Source organism: Amycolatopsis sp. NBC_01480 (assembly GCF_036227205.1).
Classification (GTDB): Bacteria; Actinomycetota; Actinomycetes; order Mycobacteriales; family Pseudonocardiaceae; genus Amycolatopsis.
Window position 1 is genome coordinate 303,681 of the sequence record NZ_CP109442.1, and the last position, 14,154, is coordinate 317,834.

19 protein-coding genes are annotated in these 14,154 nt (G+C 71.2%); 11 read left to right on the forward strand and 8 right to left on the reverse strand.

Features of this window, described 5'->3' with window-relative positions:
• Nucleotides 1-2: 2 nt before the first annotated feature.
• The 3 genes from OG371_RS01495 to OG371_RS01505 all read right to left on the reverse strand — a co-directional run bounded on the left by OG371_RS01495 (nucleotide 3) and on the right by OG371_RS01505 (nucleotide 1,645).
• Nucleotides 3-818, reverse strand: a complete 816-nt coding sequence (locus OG371_RS01495; RefSeq protein ID WP_329064743.1) for a siderophore-interacting protein — start codon at nucleotides 816-818, stop codon at nucleotides 3-5.
• A 69-nt stretch (nucleotides 819-887) separates the two neighbouring features.
• Nucleotides 888-1,220, reverse strand: coding sequence for a hypothetical protein (locus OG371_RS01500; protein WP_329064745.1), 333 nt, complete (start codon nucleotides 1,218-1,220; stop codon nucleotides 888-890).
• The gene (locus OG371_RS01505; protein ID WP_329064747.1) at nucleotides 1,217-1,645 is read right to left on the reverse strand and encodes an SgcJ/EcaC family oxidoreductase; all 429 of its coding nucleotides are present in this window, start codon (nucleotides 1,643-1,645) and stop codon (nucleotides 1,217-1,219) included. Before OG371_RS01505 ends, OG371_RS01500 begins: the two co-directional genes overlap by 4 nt.
• 95 nt (nucleotides 1,646-1,740) lie before the next feature.
• Here OG371_RS01505 and OG371_RS01510 point away from each other — a divergent pair, with 95 nt between their 5' ends.
• Complete coding sequence (locus OG371_RS01510; RefSeq protein WP_329064749.1) at nucleotides 1,741-2,448, forward strand: TetR/AcrR family transcriptional regulator; 708 nt, start codon at nucleotides 1,741-1,743, stop codon at nucleotides 2,446-2,448.
• Here the strand turns inward: OG371_RS01510 and OG371_RS01515 are convergent.
• Both OG371_RS01515 and hemW read right to left on the reverse strand, forming a co-directional pair.
• A complete protein-coding gene (locus OG371_RS01515; protein ID WP_329064751.1) occupies nucleotides 2,438-3,358 on the reverse strand; it encodes an NADP-dependent oxidoreductase in 921 nt (306 codons plus the stop codon). The genes OG371_RS01510 and OG371_RS01515 overlap by 11 nt on opposite strands.
• A gap of 93 nt (nucleotides 3,359-3,451) precedes the next feature.
• A complete protein-coding gene (hemW, locus tag OG371_RS01520; protein ID WP_442876137.1) occupies nucleotides 3,452-4,660 on the reverse strand; it encodes a radical SAM family heme chaperone HemW in 1,209 nt (402 codons plus the stop codon).
• Between hemW and OG371_RS47315 the strand changes: the two genes are divergently transcribed.
• The 9 genes from OG371_RS47315 to OG371_RS01560 all read left to right on the forward strand — a co-directional run bounded on the left by OG371_RS47315 (nucleotide 4,629) and on the right by OG371_RS01560 (nucleotide 12,006).
• A complete protein-coding gene (locus OG371_RS47315; RefSeq protein WP_442876068.1) occupies nucleotides 4,629-4,967 on the forward strand; it encodes a putative leader peptide in 339 nt (112 codons plus the stop codon). The two genes, hemW and OG371_RS47315, sit on opposite strands and share 32 nt — an antisense overlap.
• A 132-nt stretch (nucleotides 4,968-5,099) precedes the next feature.
• Nucleotides 5,100-6,800 carry a nitrite/sulfite reductase gene (locus OG371_RS01525; RefSeq protein WP_329064755.1) on the forward strand — a complete coding sequence of 567 codons (1,701 nt, stop codon included), beginning with the start codon at nucleotides 5,100-5,102 and terminating at the stop codon, nucleotides 6,798-6,800.
• Nucleotides 6,797-6,955 (forward strand): Insertion element protein, encoded by a 159-nt coding sequence (locus OG371_RS01530; protein WP_329064757.1) that lies wholly within the window; start codon nucleotides 6,797-6,799, stop codon nucleotides 6,953-6,955. The genes OG371_RS01525 and OG371_RS01530 overlap by 4 nt, the downstream gene beginning before the upstream one ends.
• Nucleotides 6,952-7,647 carry a phosphoadenylyl-sulfate reductase gene (locus OG371_RS01535; RefSeq protein WP_329064759.1) on the forward strand — a complete coding sequence of 232 codons (696 nt, stop codon included), beginning with the start codon at nucleotides 6,952-6,954 and terminating at the stop codon, nucleotides 7,645-7,647. Before OG371_RS01530 ends, OG371_RS01535 begins: the two co-directional genes overlap by 4 nt.
• A 71-nt stretch (nucleotides 7,648-7,718) precedes the next feature.
• On the forward strand, nucleotides 7,719-8,618 hold the full coding sequence (gene cysD / locus OG371_RS01540) for a sulfate adenylyltransferase subunit CysD (RefSeq protein ID WP_329072869.1): 900 nt from the start codon (nucleotides 7,719-7,721) through the stop codon (nucleotides 8,616-8,618).
• Nucleotides 8,618-9,880 (forward strand): sulfate adenylyltransferase subunit 1, encoded by a 1,263-nt coding sequence (locus tag OG371_RS01545; RefSeq protein WP_329064761.1) that lies wholly within the window; start codon nucleotides 8,618-8,620, stop codon nucleotides 9,878-9,880. Before cysD ends, OG371_RS01545 begins: the two co-directional genes overlap by 1 nt.
• Entirely contained in the window at nucleotides 9,877-10,608 is a 732-nt protein-coding gene (locus OG371_RS01550) for a sirohydrochlorin chelatase (RefSeq protein WP_329064763.1), read from the forward strand. The genes OG371_RS01545 and OG371_RS01550 overlap by 4 nt, the downstream gene beginning before the upstream one ends.
• Nucleotides 10,609-10,676: 68 nt before the next feature.
• Nucleotides 10,677-11,183, forward strand: a complete 507-nt coding sequence (locus tag OG371_RS01555; protein ID WP_329064765.1) for a DUF3291 domain-containing protein — start codon at nucleotides 10,677-10,679, stop codon at nucleotides 11,181-11,183.
• Nucleotides 11,184-11,229: 46 nt separating this feature from the next.
• Nucleotides 11,230-12,006 (forward strand): enoyl-CoA hydratase-related protein, encoded by a 777-nt coding sequence (locus tag OG371_RS01560; protein WP_329064767.1) that lies wholly within the window; start codon nucleotides 11,230-11,232, stop codon nucleotides 12,004-12,006.
• A gap of 4 nt (nucleotides 12,007-12,010) precedes the next feature.
• On the opposite strand, the gene OG371_RS01565 is transcribed toward OG371_RS01560, so the two are convergent.
• Genes OG371_RS01565 through OG371_RS01575 form a run of 3 tightly spaced genes read right to left on the reverse strand, consistent with a single transcriptional unit; the run spans nucleotide 12,011 to nucleotide 13,043 of the window.
• Nucleotides 12,011-12,379 carry a barstar family protein gene (locus OG371_RS01565; RefSeq protein WP_329064769.1) on the reverse strand — a complete coding sequence of 123 codons (369 nt, stop codon included), beginning with the start codon at nucleotides 12,377-12,379 and terminating at the stop codon, nucleotides 12,011-12,013.
• Complete coding sequence (locus OG371_RS01570; RefSeq protein WP_329064771.1) at nucleotides 12,376-12,834, reverse strand: ribonuclease domain-containing protein; 459 nt, start codon at nucleotides 12,832-12,834, stop codon at nucleotides 12,376-12,378. Before OG371_RS01570 ends, OG371_RS01565 begins: the two co-directional genes overlap by 4 nt.
• Nucleotides 12,835-12,845: 11 nt before the next feature.
• Nucleotides 12,846-13,043 carry a hypothetical protein gene (locus tag OG371_RS01575; RefSeq protein ID WP_329064773.1) on the reverse strand — a complete coding sequence of 66 codons (198 nt, stop codon included), beginning with the start codon at nucleotides 13,041-13,043 and terminating at the stop codon, nucleotides 12,846-12,848.
• Nucleotides 13,044-13,103: 60 nt separating this feature from the next.
• Between OG371_RS01575 and OG371_RS01580 the strand changes: the two genes are divergently transcribed.
• Nucleotides 13,104-14,069: a zinc-binding dehydrogenase gene (locus OG371_RS01580; protein ID WP_329064775.1), complete on the forward strand. Its 966-nt coding sequence runs from the start codon at nucleotides 13,104-13,106 to the stop codon at nucleotides 14,067-14,069.
• The last annotated feature ends 85 nt before the right edge of the window (nucleotides 14,070-14,154 follow it).

Genomic DNA, 14,154 nt, shown 5'->3' on the forward strand with positions numbered 1-14,154 from the left:
GGTTACGCCGATTCGCGCGCCCGCTCGGCCGCCTTCTCCTCACGCCAGGCCTCGTCGTTCTTGCCCTCGCGCCAGTATCCGGACAGCGACAGCGAGTCCCGCGAAACGGCGCGCTCGTCGAGCAGGTACCGGCGCAGCTCCCGGACGAACCCGGCCTCGCCGTGGACAAACGCCTGAACTTCGCCCTCGCGCCACGGCAGTGCCTTCACCGCCGCGGCGAGGTCGCCGCCGCTCGCCCGGTGCAGCCAGGTGATCTGCGCGTCCGCCTTGGTGACGAGCGGCTGCTCCTCGCCCACGTCCGCCACCAGCAGGAAAACGTGCGCGGGCGCGCCGGCGGGCATGGCCTCGAGCGCCGCCGCGATGGCCGGCAACGCGGCCTCGTCGCCCACCAGCAGATGCCAGCCCGCGTCGGCCCGCGGCGCGTAACCGCCGCCGGGACCGGAGAACAGCAGCTCGTCCCCGGGTTCGGCGCGCATCGCCCACGGCCCGGCGAGCCCCTCGTCCCCGTGCACGACGAAGTCGATCACCAGCTCGCCGGCCGCCTCGTCGTACGAGCGGACGGTGTAGGTGCGCAGCCGCGGCGCGTGCTCGCGCGGCAGCTCGGCCCGGATCCGCTGCAGGTCGAACGGCTCCGGGTACTCGACGCCGGGCACCTTGAAGACGACCTTCACGTACGCGTCGGTGAACTCGTTCGGCGAAAAGTCCCGCAGGCCCTCGCCGCCCGCCACGATGCGGATCATGTGCGGGCTCAGGCTCTCCTTGCGGAGGACCTGGAGCCGCACCGCCGGCCTCCCCTTGCGCGCCGGAGCATCGGCCATCGGTAACCACCCATTCAGTAAGGCTTGCCTAATCTTGATTCCACCGTACGCGCCCGCCACCCGTCTCGCCTAGGCAATACCTTGGCCCAGTTCCGCGAGCAGCGCGGCGAACCCGGCCCGGACGCGGGGCCGGAAACCGACCAGGAACCGGTTGGCCAGCAGCACCGCCCACCACTGACCCTCGGCGGCGTTGAGCACCCGGTGGGTCACGCGCGCGCCCGCCGGATCGGCCACGACGTGGTACTCACCGCGATACCACCAGCCGCCCTGCTGCACGAGCGTTCGCCGTTCGCGGTCTGCCTCGACCGGTGTCGGATACTTCTTCAGCCGCCGCTCGATCCCGGCGAAGGCCTCCGACGGCGTGGTAGCGACGACGCCGGAGACCTCCACGATCGTTCTCACGCCGCCCGCGGATCCGACACGCGGGTGTTCTGGAACGCGGTGATCAACCAGCCTTCCCCGCCGCGCACGAGCACAAAAGTGACCGTGACCTCCCGCCCTTCCTCGACGACGTCGCCGCCGGACAGCGAGGAACCGCCGCCGGAGACGACGATCGCGACGTCCTTCGAGGGGAAGCGGATGCGCGCTTCGCCGTAGCCGTTGACGAGCTTGGAACCCTTCAGCGGGCCTTCGAACAGCGCTCGATGCGAACTTTCGATCAGCTCCCGGCCCGGGAACTGCATGCCGAAGAACGTCACGTAGTCGGCGTCTTCGGTGAAGAGCCGGCCGTACGCGGTGGCGTCGCCGGCGTTCCAGGCGTCGTTTAGGCGGCCGAGGACGGCGAGGACTTCTTCCCGGGCGGTCTCTTGAGTGGCCAGGTCAGTCATGGCTTTCTCTCCTTAGCGAACGTGGTTCGTTAAGAACAGTTCTACTCACGAACGTCGTTCGCGTCAAGGAGATCGGCGCGGCTAGGCTGAGCGGCATGACCGTCCCGCCCCCGCCCTGGCGCCGAACCCCCAGCCCGCGGCGGCGCGCCGCGAAGCCCCTGCTCTCCCAGGAGCTGGTGGTGAAGACGGCGCTGGAGATCCTGGCCGCGGAAGGCATCGAGGCCGTGACGATGCGGAAAGTCGCGCAGCGGCTGGAAACCGGGCCGGCGTCGCTGTACGCGTACGTGTCCAACAAGGAGGAGCTGGACGAGCTGATGCTCGACGCGGCGCTGGGCGACGTGCCGCAGCCGGCGCCGGACGCCGAGCGCTGGGACGAGCAGGTGAAGGAGCTGGTGCGGCTTCAGGTGCGCGCGATGATGGCGTACCCGGGCATCGCGCGGGTCGCGTGGAACACGCCGGTGCCGGTCACGCCGAACGCGCTACGGCAGGGCGAGGCGATGCTGGCGCTGCTGCGCGCGGGCGGCCTGAGCATGGAGCAGGCGATGTTCGCGAGCGACGCGCTCAGCCTGTACGCGAAAGCCCACGCGTACGAGGCGAGCAGCTGGACGTTCGGCGACTTCGACCAGGCCGAAGTCGCCGAACGTGAGAGTCAGATGGAGGAGTACATGCGGTCGCTGCCCGCCGGCGCCTTCCCGAACCTGTTGCAGGCCGGGGAGTTCTTCACTGCCGAGACGAGCGGGCCGCGCTTCGAGTTCGCCCTGGAGATGTTCGTGGCCGGGCTGAAGACGCTGGTCAGGGCTTGAGCACGATCTTGCCGCGGGTGTGGCGCTCTTCCAGCTCGCGGTAGGCGTCCTGCACCTGCGCGAGCGGGTACACGGCAGCGATCGGGACCTCGAGCAGGCCCTTGTCCACCAGCGCGACCAGGTCGCGCATGACCTCGGCGGACGCGGCAGCCGAGTTGCCCTCGGACTTCACGCTGTACGTCTCCACAGCGGCAAAGTCGATCACCGTGTTGATCCGTCCCGTGTAGACACCCAGCCGCAGCGCCAGCTCCACGTAGCCGTCGCCGTAGTTGTCGATGAAGGAGTCCACCTGGCCGCCCGTGGCCACGCGGATGCGCTCCTCAACGCCTTCGCCGTACGCCACCGGGATCACGTCCTGCTCGCGCAGCCACGCGTGGTTCGCTTCGCTCGCGAGGCCGACCACGGTCGCGCCGGTGAGCTTGGCCAGCTGCACCGTCAGCGAGCCGACGCCGCCCGCGGCGCCCGAAACCACCACGGTGTCCCCTTCGCGCACACAGACGGCCCGAACCGCGGCGTACGCAGTGGTACCGGCGACGAACAGCGCGCCGGCCGCCTCCCAGGAAACGCCGCTGGGCTTCGGGGTCAGGTCCGCGGCCTCGACCACGACGTACTCGGCGTGGCTGGAGCGGGTGTTCACGAAGCCGACGACCTCGTCGCCCACCTGGATCTCATCGACCTCGGGCCCCAGCCCGACGACCACGCCGGCCAGGTCACTGCCCTGCCCGGACGGGAACTCCGACGGCCACCGGTCAGCGAGCGCGCCGCGCCGGATCATGGCCTCGCCGGGGTTGATGCCGGCGGCTTTGACCTGGACGAGCACCTGGCCGGGTCCGGGTTCGGGACGGGGTACTTCGACCACTCGCAGCACGTCGATTCCGCCGTGTTCGCTGTATCTGACCGCCTGCGGCATGCGCGACTCCCTCGCTCGTGGACACTTGCAGCAACCAAGCATCGGCCGCGTTTATGCCCGCGAAGCGAAAATTCCCCCGCGATCAGCCGGGATTCAGCCGGCCAGGCGACGCACGACGCCGTCCGCGAGCAGCCGCCCGCGATCGGTCAGCACGGCGCGGCCCTGACTGTCCAAAACGGACTCGTCCAGCAGTCCTTCCGCCGCCGCCGCGCGTGCCTCGGCCACCCCGGCGGCGTCCAGCGCGGAGAGCGGAAGCCCTTCCGCGACCCGGAGTTCGAGCATGATCCGCTCCAGGTGGCGGTCTTCGCCGGTGAGCAGCTCACGGCCCGCTTCGGGGCTTTCGCCCGCGGCGAGCTGGGCCGCGTACCGCGCCGGGTGCTTGACGTTCCACCAGCGCACGCCGCCGACGTGGCTGTGCGCGCCGGGGCCCGCGCCCCACCAGTCGCCGCCCTGCCAGTAGCCGAGGTTGTGCCGGCAGCGCGCGGCCGCCGAGGAGGCCCAGTTCGAAACCTCGTACCAGCCCAGGCCCGCGGCGGCGAGGGTGATGTCGATCAGCTCGTAGTCGGCGGCCAGCACGTCGTCGTCCGGGGCGGGCAGCTCGCCGCGCCGCACGCGCCGAGCCAGCGCAGTGCCTTCCTCGACGATCAGCGCGTACGCCGAGACGTGGTCGACCCCCGCGGCGAGCACGGCGTCCAGCGACGCCCGCAGGTCCTCCGTGCGCTCGCCGGGAGTGCCGTAAATCACGTCGAGGTTCACGTGCTCGAAGCCCGCGGCCCGCGCCTCGCGCGCCGCGTCCACCGGCCGTCCTGGCGTGTGGACGCGGTCGAGCACCTGCAGCACATGCTGCGCCGCGGACTGCATGCCGAGCGAAACGCGGGTGTAGCCGGCCTCGCGGATCCCGGCGAAGAACTCCGGCGAGGTCGACTCCGGGTTGGACTCGGTGGTCACCTCGGCGCCGGGCGCCAGCCCGAACACCCCACGGACGATGTCGAGCACCTCGCCGAGCCCGTCCGCGCCGAGCAGCGAGGGCGTCCCGCCGCCGACGAACACGGTCTCCGCGGCCGGCGGCGCCTGGAGTACCCGGGCGGCCAGCTCCAGCTCACGGCGCAATCCGTCCAGCCACGACCGCGGCGACGCGCCCGAGCCGAGCTCGCCGGCGGTGTAGGTGTTGAAGTCGCAGTAGCCGCAGCGGGTGGCGCAGAACGGCACGTGCACGTAGACGCCGAACGGCCGGGTCCCCAGCCCTTCGAGGGCGCTCTCGGGCAATCCGATGGTGGCAGGTTCGGTGGTCTGGCTGGTCACGGGCACGACGTCCATTGTCCACCGGCTCCCGACGGAGTCCGGCACAGGGACTCGAAGTCCGTCAAGGCCTCCTTGCCCGCGGCCCACGCCGGTAAGGAGGCCTTGGCGGACAGTGCGCTTGTACCGCCCCACCGCACCGCATTGTCCCCTCACAGTGAGGCCTCTCCCACCATCCGGGCAAGCCTGGACCACATTGTGGACGCGTGGCACGCTCAGAGCCGTGAGTCCTGCCGGTGTCCTGCTCGTGGCGCGCCGCCACGTCGACCTTGTGCGCGTCGCGAGCGCGCTCTGCCGGCCGGTCCGCTGACTCCCGACGCCCGACCAGCCCACCACACCTGGACCGCCGGCGCCGGACCGCCGCGAACCAGCCTGCCCGCCGGAAACTCCCCGGGCCCCGCGGTGGCCCCGGTGCCACGACCGCCTCCCGGAGGACCCCCAAATGGCCTCACCCACGCGTGACACCCCCGCGCCCGGCCGCGCCCCCCGTGCCCGGCAGAAGCGCGGCGAGGGCCAGTGGGCGCTCGGCTACCGGGAACCGCTGAACCCGAACGAGCGCTCGAAGAAGGACGACAACCCGCTCAACGCCCGCGCGCGCATCGAGAACGTCTACGCCCACCGCGGCTTCGACTCGATCGACCCCGGTGACCTGCGCGGCCGGTTCCGCTGGTTCGGCCTGTACACCCAGCGCAAGCCCGGGATCGACGGCGGCCGCACCGCCACGCTGGAGCCCGAGGAGCTGGACGACCGCTACTTCATGCTCCGCGTCCGGCTCGACGGCGGCATGCTCACCACGCAGCAGCTCGCCGTGCTGGCCGAGATCTCGCAGACGCACGCGCGCGGCACCGCCGACATCACCGACCGGCAGAACATCCAGTACCACTGGATCCAGATCGAGGACGTGCCCACGATCTGGCAGAAGCTCGAGAACGCCGGGATGACCACGCTGGAGGCGTGCGGCGACAGCCCGCGCGTCATCCTCGGCTCCCCCGTCGCCGGCATCGCCGAGGACGAGGTGATCGACGGCACCCCGGCGATCGAGGAGATCAAGCGCCGGTTCATCGGCGACCCGCGCTACTCGAACCTGCCGCGCAAGTTCAAGACCGCGATCTCCGGTCAGGCGGACGTGGCGCACGAGATCCACGACATCGCGTTCGTCGGGGTGAACCACCCCGAGCACGGCCCCGGCTTCGACCTGTGGGTCGGCGGCGGCCTGTCCACCAACCCGATGATCGGGCAGCGGCTCGGCGCCTGGGTGCCGCGCGACGAAGTGCCCGACGTCTGGGAGGGCGTGATCAGCGTCTTCCGCGACTACGGCTACCGGCGGCTGCGCGCGCGGGCCCGGATCAAGTTCCTGGTCAAGGACTGGGGTGCGGAAAAGTTCCGCGACGTCCTCGAATCCGAGTACCTCAAGCGCAAGCTCATCGACGGCCCCGCGCCCGACGTGCCGCCCGCCCCGATCGACCACGTCGGCGTGCACAAGCAGGTCGACGGCCGGTTCTACGTCGGCGCCGCGCCGGTCGCCGGCCGGGTGAACGGCGAGACGCTGCTGGCCGTGGCCAAGGCCGCCGAGCACGCGGGCTCCGAGCGCGTCCGGCTGACGCCGCAGCAGAAGCTCGTGGTCCTCGACGTGCCCGAGCCCGAGGTGCCCGCGCTGGAGGCCGAGCTGGCCGAGCTGGGCCTGCACACCCGGCCCTCGCCCTGGCGGCGCAGCGTGATGGCGTGCACCGGGCTGGAGTTCTGCAAGCTCGCGATCGTCGAGACGAAGGCCCGCGCGCAGGCGCTGGTGGCCGAGCTGGAGACGCGCCTGGCCGACATCCAGGCCGACCTCGACACCCCGGTGAGCGTGCACCTCAACGGCTGCCCCAACTCCTGCGCCCGGATCCAGACCGCGGACATCGGGCTCAAGGGCCAGATCGTCACCGACGGCGAGGGCAAGCAGGTCGAGGGCTTCCAGGTGCACCTCGGCGGCGGCCTCGGCCTCGACGCCGGGTTCGGCCGGAAGCTGCGCGGCCACAAGGTGACCGCGACCGAGCTGACCGCGTACGTCGAGCGGGTGGTCCGCGCGTACATCGACGGCCGCGAAAGCGGAGAGCGGTTCGCGCAGTGGGTCGCGCGGGCCGACGAAAGCGTGCTGCAGTGACCTCGACCGAGCGGGCGGTGCCGTACTACTGCCCGTTCTGCGGCGACGAGGACCTGCGTCCCGAGGAGGGCGGCGGCTGGCTGTGCACCGGCTGCCGCCGGACGTTCTCGGTGAAGTTCCACGGACTGTCCCTACCGGAGGTGTCGCACGGATGACCGCCACAGCGGATTACCGGACCCTGGCCGAACGAGCGTCGAAGGAGCTGGCCGACGCCACCGCCGAGGAGGCGCTGCGCTGGACGGCCGAGACCTTCGGCGACGACTTCATCGTGGCGTCCAACATGCAGGACGCGGTGCTGATCGACCTGGCCACCCAGGTCAAGTCCGATGTGGACGTGCTGTTCCTGGAGACCGGCTACCACTTCGCCGAGACCATCGGCACCCGTGACGCGGTGCAGACCGTGTACCCGGACGTGACGATCGTCAACGCCCAGGCCGAGCAGAGCGTCGCCGAGCAGGACGCCGAGTACGGCGCGAAGCTGCACGACCGCGACCCGACGCTGTGCTGCAACCTGCGGAAAGTGGTGCCACTGCGCAAAACCCTGGCCGGCTACTCCGCCTGGGTCACCGGCGTCCGCCGGGTCGACGCCCCGACCCGCGCGAACAGCCCGATCGTCACCTGGGACGAGCGCAACGGCCTGGTCAAGATCAACCCGATCGCGCCGTGGACCGACGAGGAGTTCGCCGGCTACATCCGCGAGCACGGCATCCTGGAGAACCCGCTGGTCTCGGTCGGCTACCTGTCCATCGGCTGCGCGCCGTGCACCGCGAAGGTCGCGCCGGGGCAGGACCCGCGCAGCGGCCGCTGGGCCGGCCAGGCGAAAACCGAATGCGGGCTGCACGGATGACGGCGGCGGGCGAAGAGACAAAGCTCGTGAGTGTTTATGACGGTTCTAACCGTCATAAACACTCACGAGTCCTGGAGCCGGCCCAGGACAACCTCGCCGCTCTGGAGTCCGAGGCGATCCACATCTTCCGCGAGGTCGCGGGCGAGTTCGACCGCCCGGTGATCCTGTTCTCCGGCGGCAAGGACTCGACGCTGCTGCTGCACCTGGCGATCAAGGCGTTCTGGCCCGCGCCGGTGCCGTTCCCGCTGCTGCACGTCGACACCGGGCACAACTTCGACGAGGTCATCGACTTCCGCGACCGGGTGGTGGAAAAGCACAACCTCCGCCTGGTCGTGGCGAAGGTCCAGGACTGGATCGACGACGGCCGCCTCGAAGAACGTGCCGACGGCATGCGCAACCCACTGCAGACCACGCCGTTGCTGGACACCATCTCGGACAACAAGTTCGACGCCGTGTTCGGCGGCGGCCGCCGCGACGAGGAGCGGGCCCGCGCCAAGGAGCGCATCTTCAGCCTGCGCAACTCCTTCGGCCAGTGGGAGCCGCGCCGCCAGCGCCCGGAGTTGTGGAACCTCTACAACGGCCGTCACCGCCCCGGCGAGCAGGTGCGCGTCTTCCCGCTGTCCAACTGGACCGAGGCCGACGTCTGGAACTACATCGCGCGGGAGAACGTCGAGCTGCCCTCGATCTACTACGCCCACCAGCGCTCGGTCTACCAGCGTGACGGCATGTGGCTCACCGAAGGGCCCTGGGGCGGGCCCCGCGCGGGTGAAGAGGTCCACGATCTCACCGTCCGCTACCGCACGGTCGGCGACGGCTCCTGCACTGGCGCCATCGAGTCCACCGCGGCCACGGTCTCCGACGTGATCGCGGAGGTCTCCGCGTCCCGCCTCACCGAGCGCGGCGCCACGCGCGCCGACGACCGGATGTCCGAAGCAGCCATGGAAGACCGTAAACGAGAGGGCTACTTCTGATGTCCAGCCTCCTGCGGCTCGCCACCGCCGGCAGTGTCGACGACGGCAAGTCCACACTCGTCGGCCGCCTGCTGTACGACACCAAGTCCGTGCTCGCCGACCAGCTGGACGCCGTCACCCGCGCGTCCGTCGACAAAGGACTGTCCACCCCGGACCTGTCGCTGCTGGTCGACGGGCTGCGCTCGGAGCGTGAGCAGGGCATCACCATCGACGTGGCGTACCGCTATTTCGCGACGCCGAAGCGCTCGTTCGTGCTGGCCGACACCCCGGGCCACGTCCAGTACACCCGCAACACGGTGACCGGCGCCTCCACCGCGCAGCTCGCCGTGCTGCTGGTCGACGCTCGCAAGGGCGTGATCGAGCAGACCCGCCGGCACGCCGCCGTGCTCGCGCTGCTCGGCGTCCCGCAGCTGGTGCTCGCGGTCAACAAGATCGACCTGGTCGACTACGACGAGGCCACGTTCGCCGTGATCGCCAAGGAATTCGCCGCCCACGCCGAATCGCTCGGCTACCGGACCGGCTCGGTGACCACCATCCCCGTCTCCGCGCTGCAGGGCGACAACGTCGCCGCGAAGTCCGCGCGGACCCCGTGGTACACCGGCCCGACGCTGCTGGAGCACCTGGAAAACGTGCCGGTCGCGCCGGACCCGCACGAGGCCGCGTTCCGCTTCCCGGTGCAGTACGTGATCCGGCCGCGCACCGCCGAATACCCGGACTACCGCGGGTACGCCGGGCAGATCGCCGCGGGCACCGTGCGGCCCGGCGACGAGATAGTCGTTCTCCCGCAAGGACTCCGCACGCGAGTGGAGGGCATCGACACCGCCGACGGGCCACTCGCCGAGGCGGGCGCGGGCACCTCGGTCACCCTGCTGCTCGCCGACGACCTCGACATCTCCCGCGGCGACCTGATCGCCACGGCCGACCGGCCGCCGCGCGTCACCGACGAGCTGGCGGCCACGCTGTGCTGGCTCTCGGCGAAGCCGCTCAAGCCGGGCGCGCGGGTGCTGGTGAAACACGGCACACGCACCGTGCAGGCGATCGTCGAGGAGCTGTCCGCCCGGTTCGACGAGCAGACGCTGTCCAGTGTGGACTCGCCGGATTCACTGGAGCTGAACGACATCGGCCGCGTGGAGCTGCGGCTGGCCGAGGCACTGGGCGTCGACGACTACACCGCCAGCCCGCGCACCGGGGCGTTCCTGGTGATCGACCCGAAGGACGGGGACACGCTCGCGGCCGGCCTGATCGGCGACCGATTCCCGTGATCGCCCCCCTGGTGCCCGTCGCGCACGGCAGCCGCGACCCCCGCTCGGCAGTGACCGTGCGGGGGCTCGTGGAGCGGGTGCGCGACCAGGCACCGGGCGCCGAGGTGTATGAGTCCTTTTTGGACCTTTCCGAGCCGCGGGTCACGGACGTGCTGCGGCGTTTGTACGACCAAGGACACCGCTCCGCCGTGGTGGTCCCGCTACTGCTCGGCAGTGCGTTCCACGCGCGGGTGGACCTGCCCGCGCTCGTCGCCGAGGTCCAGGCGGACTGCCCGGGCTTCGACGTGCGGGTGTCCGACGTCCTGGGCGTTGACCCGGTGCTGGAGGAGGTCGCGCTGGACCGGCTGGCCGGCGCTGGTCTCGGCTCGGGCAGCGGCTTGGTGGTGAGCGCCGTGGGCTCGTCGAACGCGGGCGCCAACGCGGCCGTCGCGGACCTGGCCGCGCGCTGGGAAACCCGCCTCGGCATCCCGGTGACCGAGGCTTTCGCGAGCGCCGCCCAGCCGGACGTCCCGTCCGCCGTCCAGCGGCTCCGGTCCCGCGGCGTCGAACGGATCGCGGTCGCGTCGTGGTTCTTGGCCCCCGGCCTGCTGCCCGACCGCATCGCCGCACTGGCCCGCGAAGCAGATCCGGGCGTCTACCTGGCCGAACCACTCGGCACCGACCCGCGCGTGGCCGCCGCTGTGCTGCGCCGGTATGAAGCGGCACAGAACCGCGTTCCTGCTCCCTGAGAACTCCGTTGCCGTCCCGGCCGCCCTGATTCAGGGTGGCCGGAGACGGCACTCACTCTGGAGGGACCATGGATTTCGAGCTTGCCCAGGTAAACATCGCCCGGCTGCTCGCGCCGCTGGACGACCCACGGCTGCGCGACTTCGTCGACGGCCTCGAGCCCGTGAACGCGCTGGCCGACGCCGCACCCGGCTTCGTCTGGCGGCTGCAGACGGAAGACGGCGACGCGACGGCGGTCCAGGCCTTCGCCTGGGACACCGCGGGCAGTGCGGGTGTGCTCACGAACATGTCGGTCTGGACGTCGGTGCAGGCCCTGGCGGACTTCGTCTACTCGCCCGGGCACCTGGCCGTGCTGCGACGGCGGCGCGAGTGGTTCGAGCGGGTTCAGGAGATGACGTCGGCGCTGTGGTGGGTGCCGGCCGGGCAACGCCCGGCGGTCGCCGACGCCGAGGAGCGCATCCGCCTGCTGCGCGCGCACGGCCCGACCCCGGCGGCGTTCACGCTGAAGCGCCACTTCCCGGCGCACGACGCGGTCGAAGCGCAGGACGGCGACCCGGGCTGGCTCTGCCCCGCCTGACGCACGTCACAGCGGGCAGTGCGCGCGGATATGCGAGGGTGATCGCATGGCTGACGAACTGGTGCACTACGACGTGGTGGGCGGCACCGCCACGATCACCCTCGACTCCCCGCACAACCGCAACGCGCTGTCCGCCCAGTTGCGCCGCGAGCTGAGCGCGTCGCTGGAGAAGGCCCGCGAGGACGACGCCGTGCGCGTGGTGCTGCTGACCCACACCGGCCCGGTCTTCTGCGCCGGCATGGACCTCAAGGAGGCGCGCGGCGCGGGTGCGGGCGACCAGGGCGTCAACGAGTTCCCGAAGATCCTGGACCAGCTGTGGACCAGCCCGAAGCCGGTTGTCGCGCGGCTGGCCGGGCCCGCGCGCGCGGGCGGGATCGGCATGGTCGCCGCGTGTGACATCGCGGTCGCCGTGCCCGAGGCGACGTTCGCCTTCTCCGAGGTGCGGATCGGCGTGGTCCCGGCCGTCATCTCGCTCACCGTGCTGCCGCGCCTGAACCCGCGCGCCGCCCACGAACTGTTCCTCACCGGCGAGGTCTTCGACGCCCGTCGCGCGGTGGAGATCGGCCTGCTCAACGCCGCCGTCCCGGCCGACGAGCTGGACGCGAAGACGGCGTCCTACCTGAAGTCCCTCACCCTGGGCGGCCCGAAAGCGCTGGCCGCCACCAAAACCCTGCTCAGCCGCCCCCGACCGGCCACCCCCGGCGACGGCTTCGCCGCGATGAACGAGCTGTCCGCGGGCTTCTTCGCCGGCGAGGAAGGGCAGGAAGGCATCCTGGCCTTCGCCCAGAAGCGCAAGCCGAACTGGGTGCCCGCCGACGAGTGAGCCTTCAGGAATCCGCCAGCACCACGGTCAATCGCCGGGCGCCGGGCAGCCCGGCGTCGGGTCCCAGCGCCCGTTGCGCGTCCGACAGCACGCTCCGGATCGCCAGGTACGTCTTGGGCTCCGCGCGCCGCAGCCCCTCGGACCCGGTCCAGATCAGCACGTGCTCCCCGGCCGGCAGCCACGACAGGTCCGTCAGCATGTCGTACAGCGCGTCGAGATTGCGCCCGAAGTAGTCCGGAAAGGACATCGCCTCGGCGATCGCGGCCAGCGTGCCCGGCTTGTCGAGCGTGCGGCTCCCGTCGACGTAATGCGGGTACGCGCCCCGCGCGAAGGCGTCGTCCGCGGCGGCCTTCGCCTCGCTGCCCGCGGTCATCGGCTCGGGTCCACGACGACGAACGACGCGTAGTGGTCGCCGGTGTAGAACAGCTCTTTCGCCTGCCCCGTGACGAGCCGGCGCGGGCCGCGGTCCGGGCTGTTCGGGGTCTTCACGGTGTACTCGTGGTAGTAGCCAGACTGCTTGCGCGGCAACACTTTCTCGCGATTCTCGAAGACGACGTTGTCGTTGCGCGGATACGGATACGGCCCACCGGACTGGATCAGCTTCCAGGTGTCGCGCGCCTGCGAGGGCAGGGCGGACAAGGCCTCGACCCGCAGCCCGGAGTCGGTGCCGGGCAGCTTCGCCCCGGCCGCGCCGCCGCTGACCGAACTGGCCGGGGCCGGCGCGGATGAGGAAGAGGACCCGTCGACGGCGTCCTTGACCAGCCAACCCCCGAACACCAGCACGAGGAGACCGACGAGTGCGGCGGTGATCCGCCTACGGTTGACCATGGTGCGCCAGCTTAAGAGGAGTGGCCGTCGTCGTCGCGGGCCGGGCCGAACCAGTGCGACAGCCGGCCCACCAGCTTGTCGATGGCCCAGGCCGCGAGCAGGCACAGCGGCACCACCACGACCATGACCAGCACGAACTGCACCGGGAACCAGGCCTGGGCGAGCCACAGCTCGACCCCGTCCCACCAGTCGGCCAGCCCGTTCAGCACGAGTGTGAGCCTACGCGCGGTGTGCTGCGCGGGCGCGCCCAGGGGCGGTACGTTGCACGCATGTTCGCCGTTTACGCGAAGGAACCCAACGCCGATTCCCCGCTCGACTCGCTGGTCGTCGGCGAACGGCCGGAGCCCGAGGTGCCCGAAGGCTGGGTCCGGGTGCACGTCAAGGCCGCGAGCCTCAACATGCACGACCTGTGGACGCTGCGCGGGGTCGGGATCAAGCCGGAGCAGTTCCCGATGATCCTCGGCTGCGACGGCGCCGGGACCCTCGACGACGGCTCCGAGGTCGTCATCCACTCCGTGGTCAACGCGCCCGGCTGGCAGGGCGACGACACCCTGGACCCCAAGCGCACGCTGCTCACCGAGAAGCACCAGGGCACGATCGCCGACCAGGTGATCGTGCCGGCCCGCAACGTCGTGCCGAAGCCGGCCGGGCTGAGCTTCGCCGAGGCCGCCACCATGGGCACCGCGTGGCTCACGGCGTACCGGATGCTGTTCGTGAAGTCCGGCCTGCGCCCCGGCCAGACGATGCTGGTGCAGGGCGCCTCCGGCGGGGTGTCGACGGCGCTGATCGCGCTCGGCCGCGCCGCCGGGTTCCGCGTCTGGGTGACCGGCCGCAGCGAGGAGAAGCGCGCGCTGGCCGAGACCGTCGGCGCGCACCAGACGTTCGAGTCCGGCGCGCGGCTGCCGGAGCGGGTCGACGCGGTGTTCGAGACCGTCGGCAAGGCCACCTGGGCGCACACGCTCAAATCGCTCAAGCCGGGCGGCATCGTCGTCGTCTCGGGCTCCACCAGCGGCCCGGACCCGTCGGCGGACCTGCAGCGGGTGTTCTTCCTGCAGCTGCGCATCGCCGGCTCGACCATGGGCACCCGCGACGAGCTGGCGGACCTGCTGAGCTACCTCGACCTCAAGGGCATCAAGCCCCAGATCGGCAGCGAGCTGGCCTTCGAGGACGCGGCCGAGGGATTCCGCGCGATGCTCGACGGGGAGACCGCGGGCAAGATCGTCTTCACGCGCTGAGGCATTTCAAGCACCCAGCCGGCCCGCGCACCGAGTGACCAGGGCGGCCCTGGTCTGGACCGATCCCGCCCGGACGGCCCAGGCC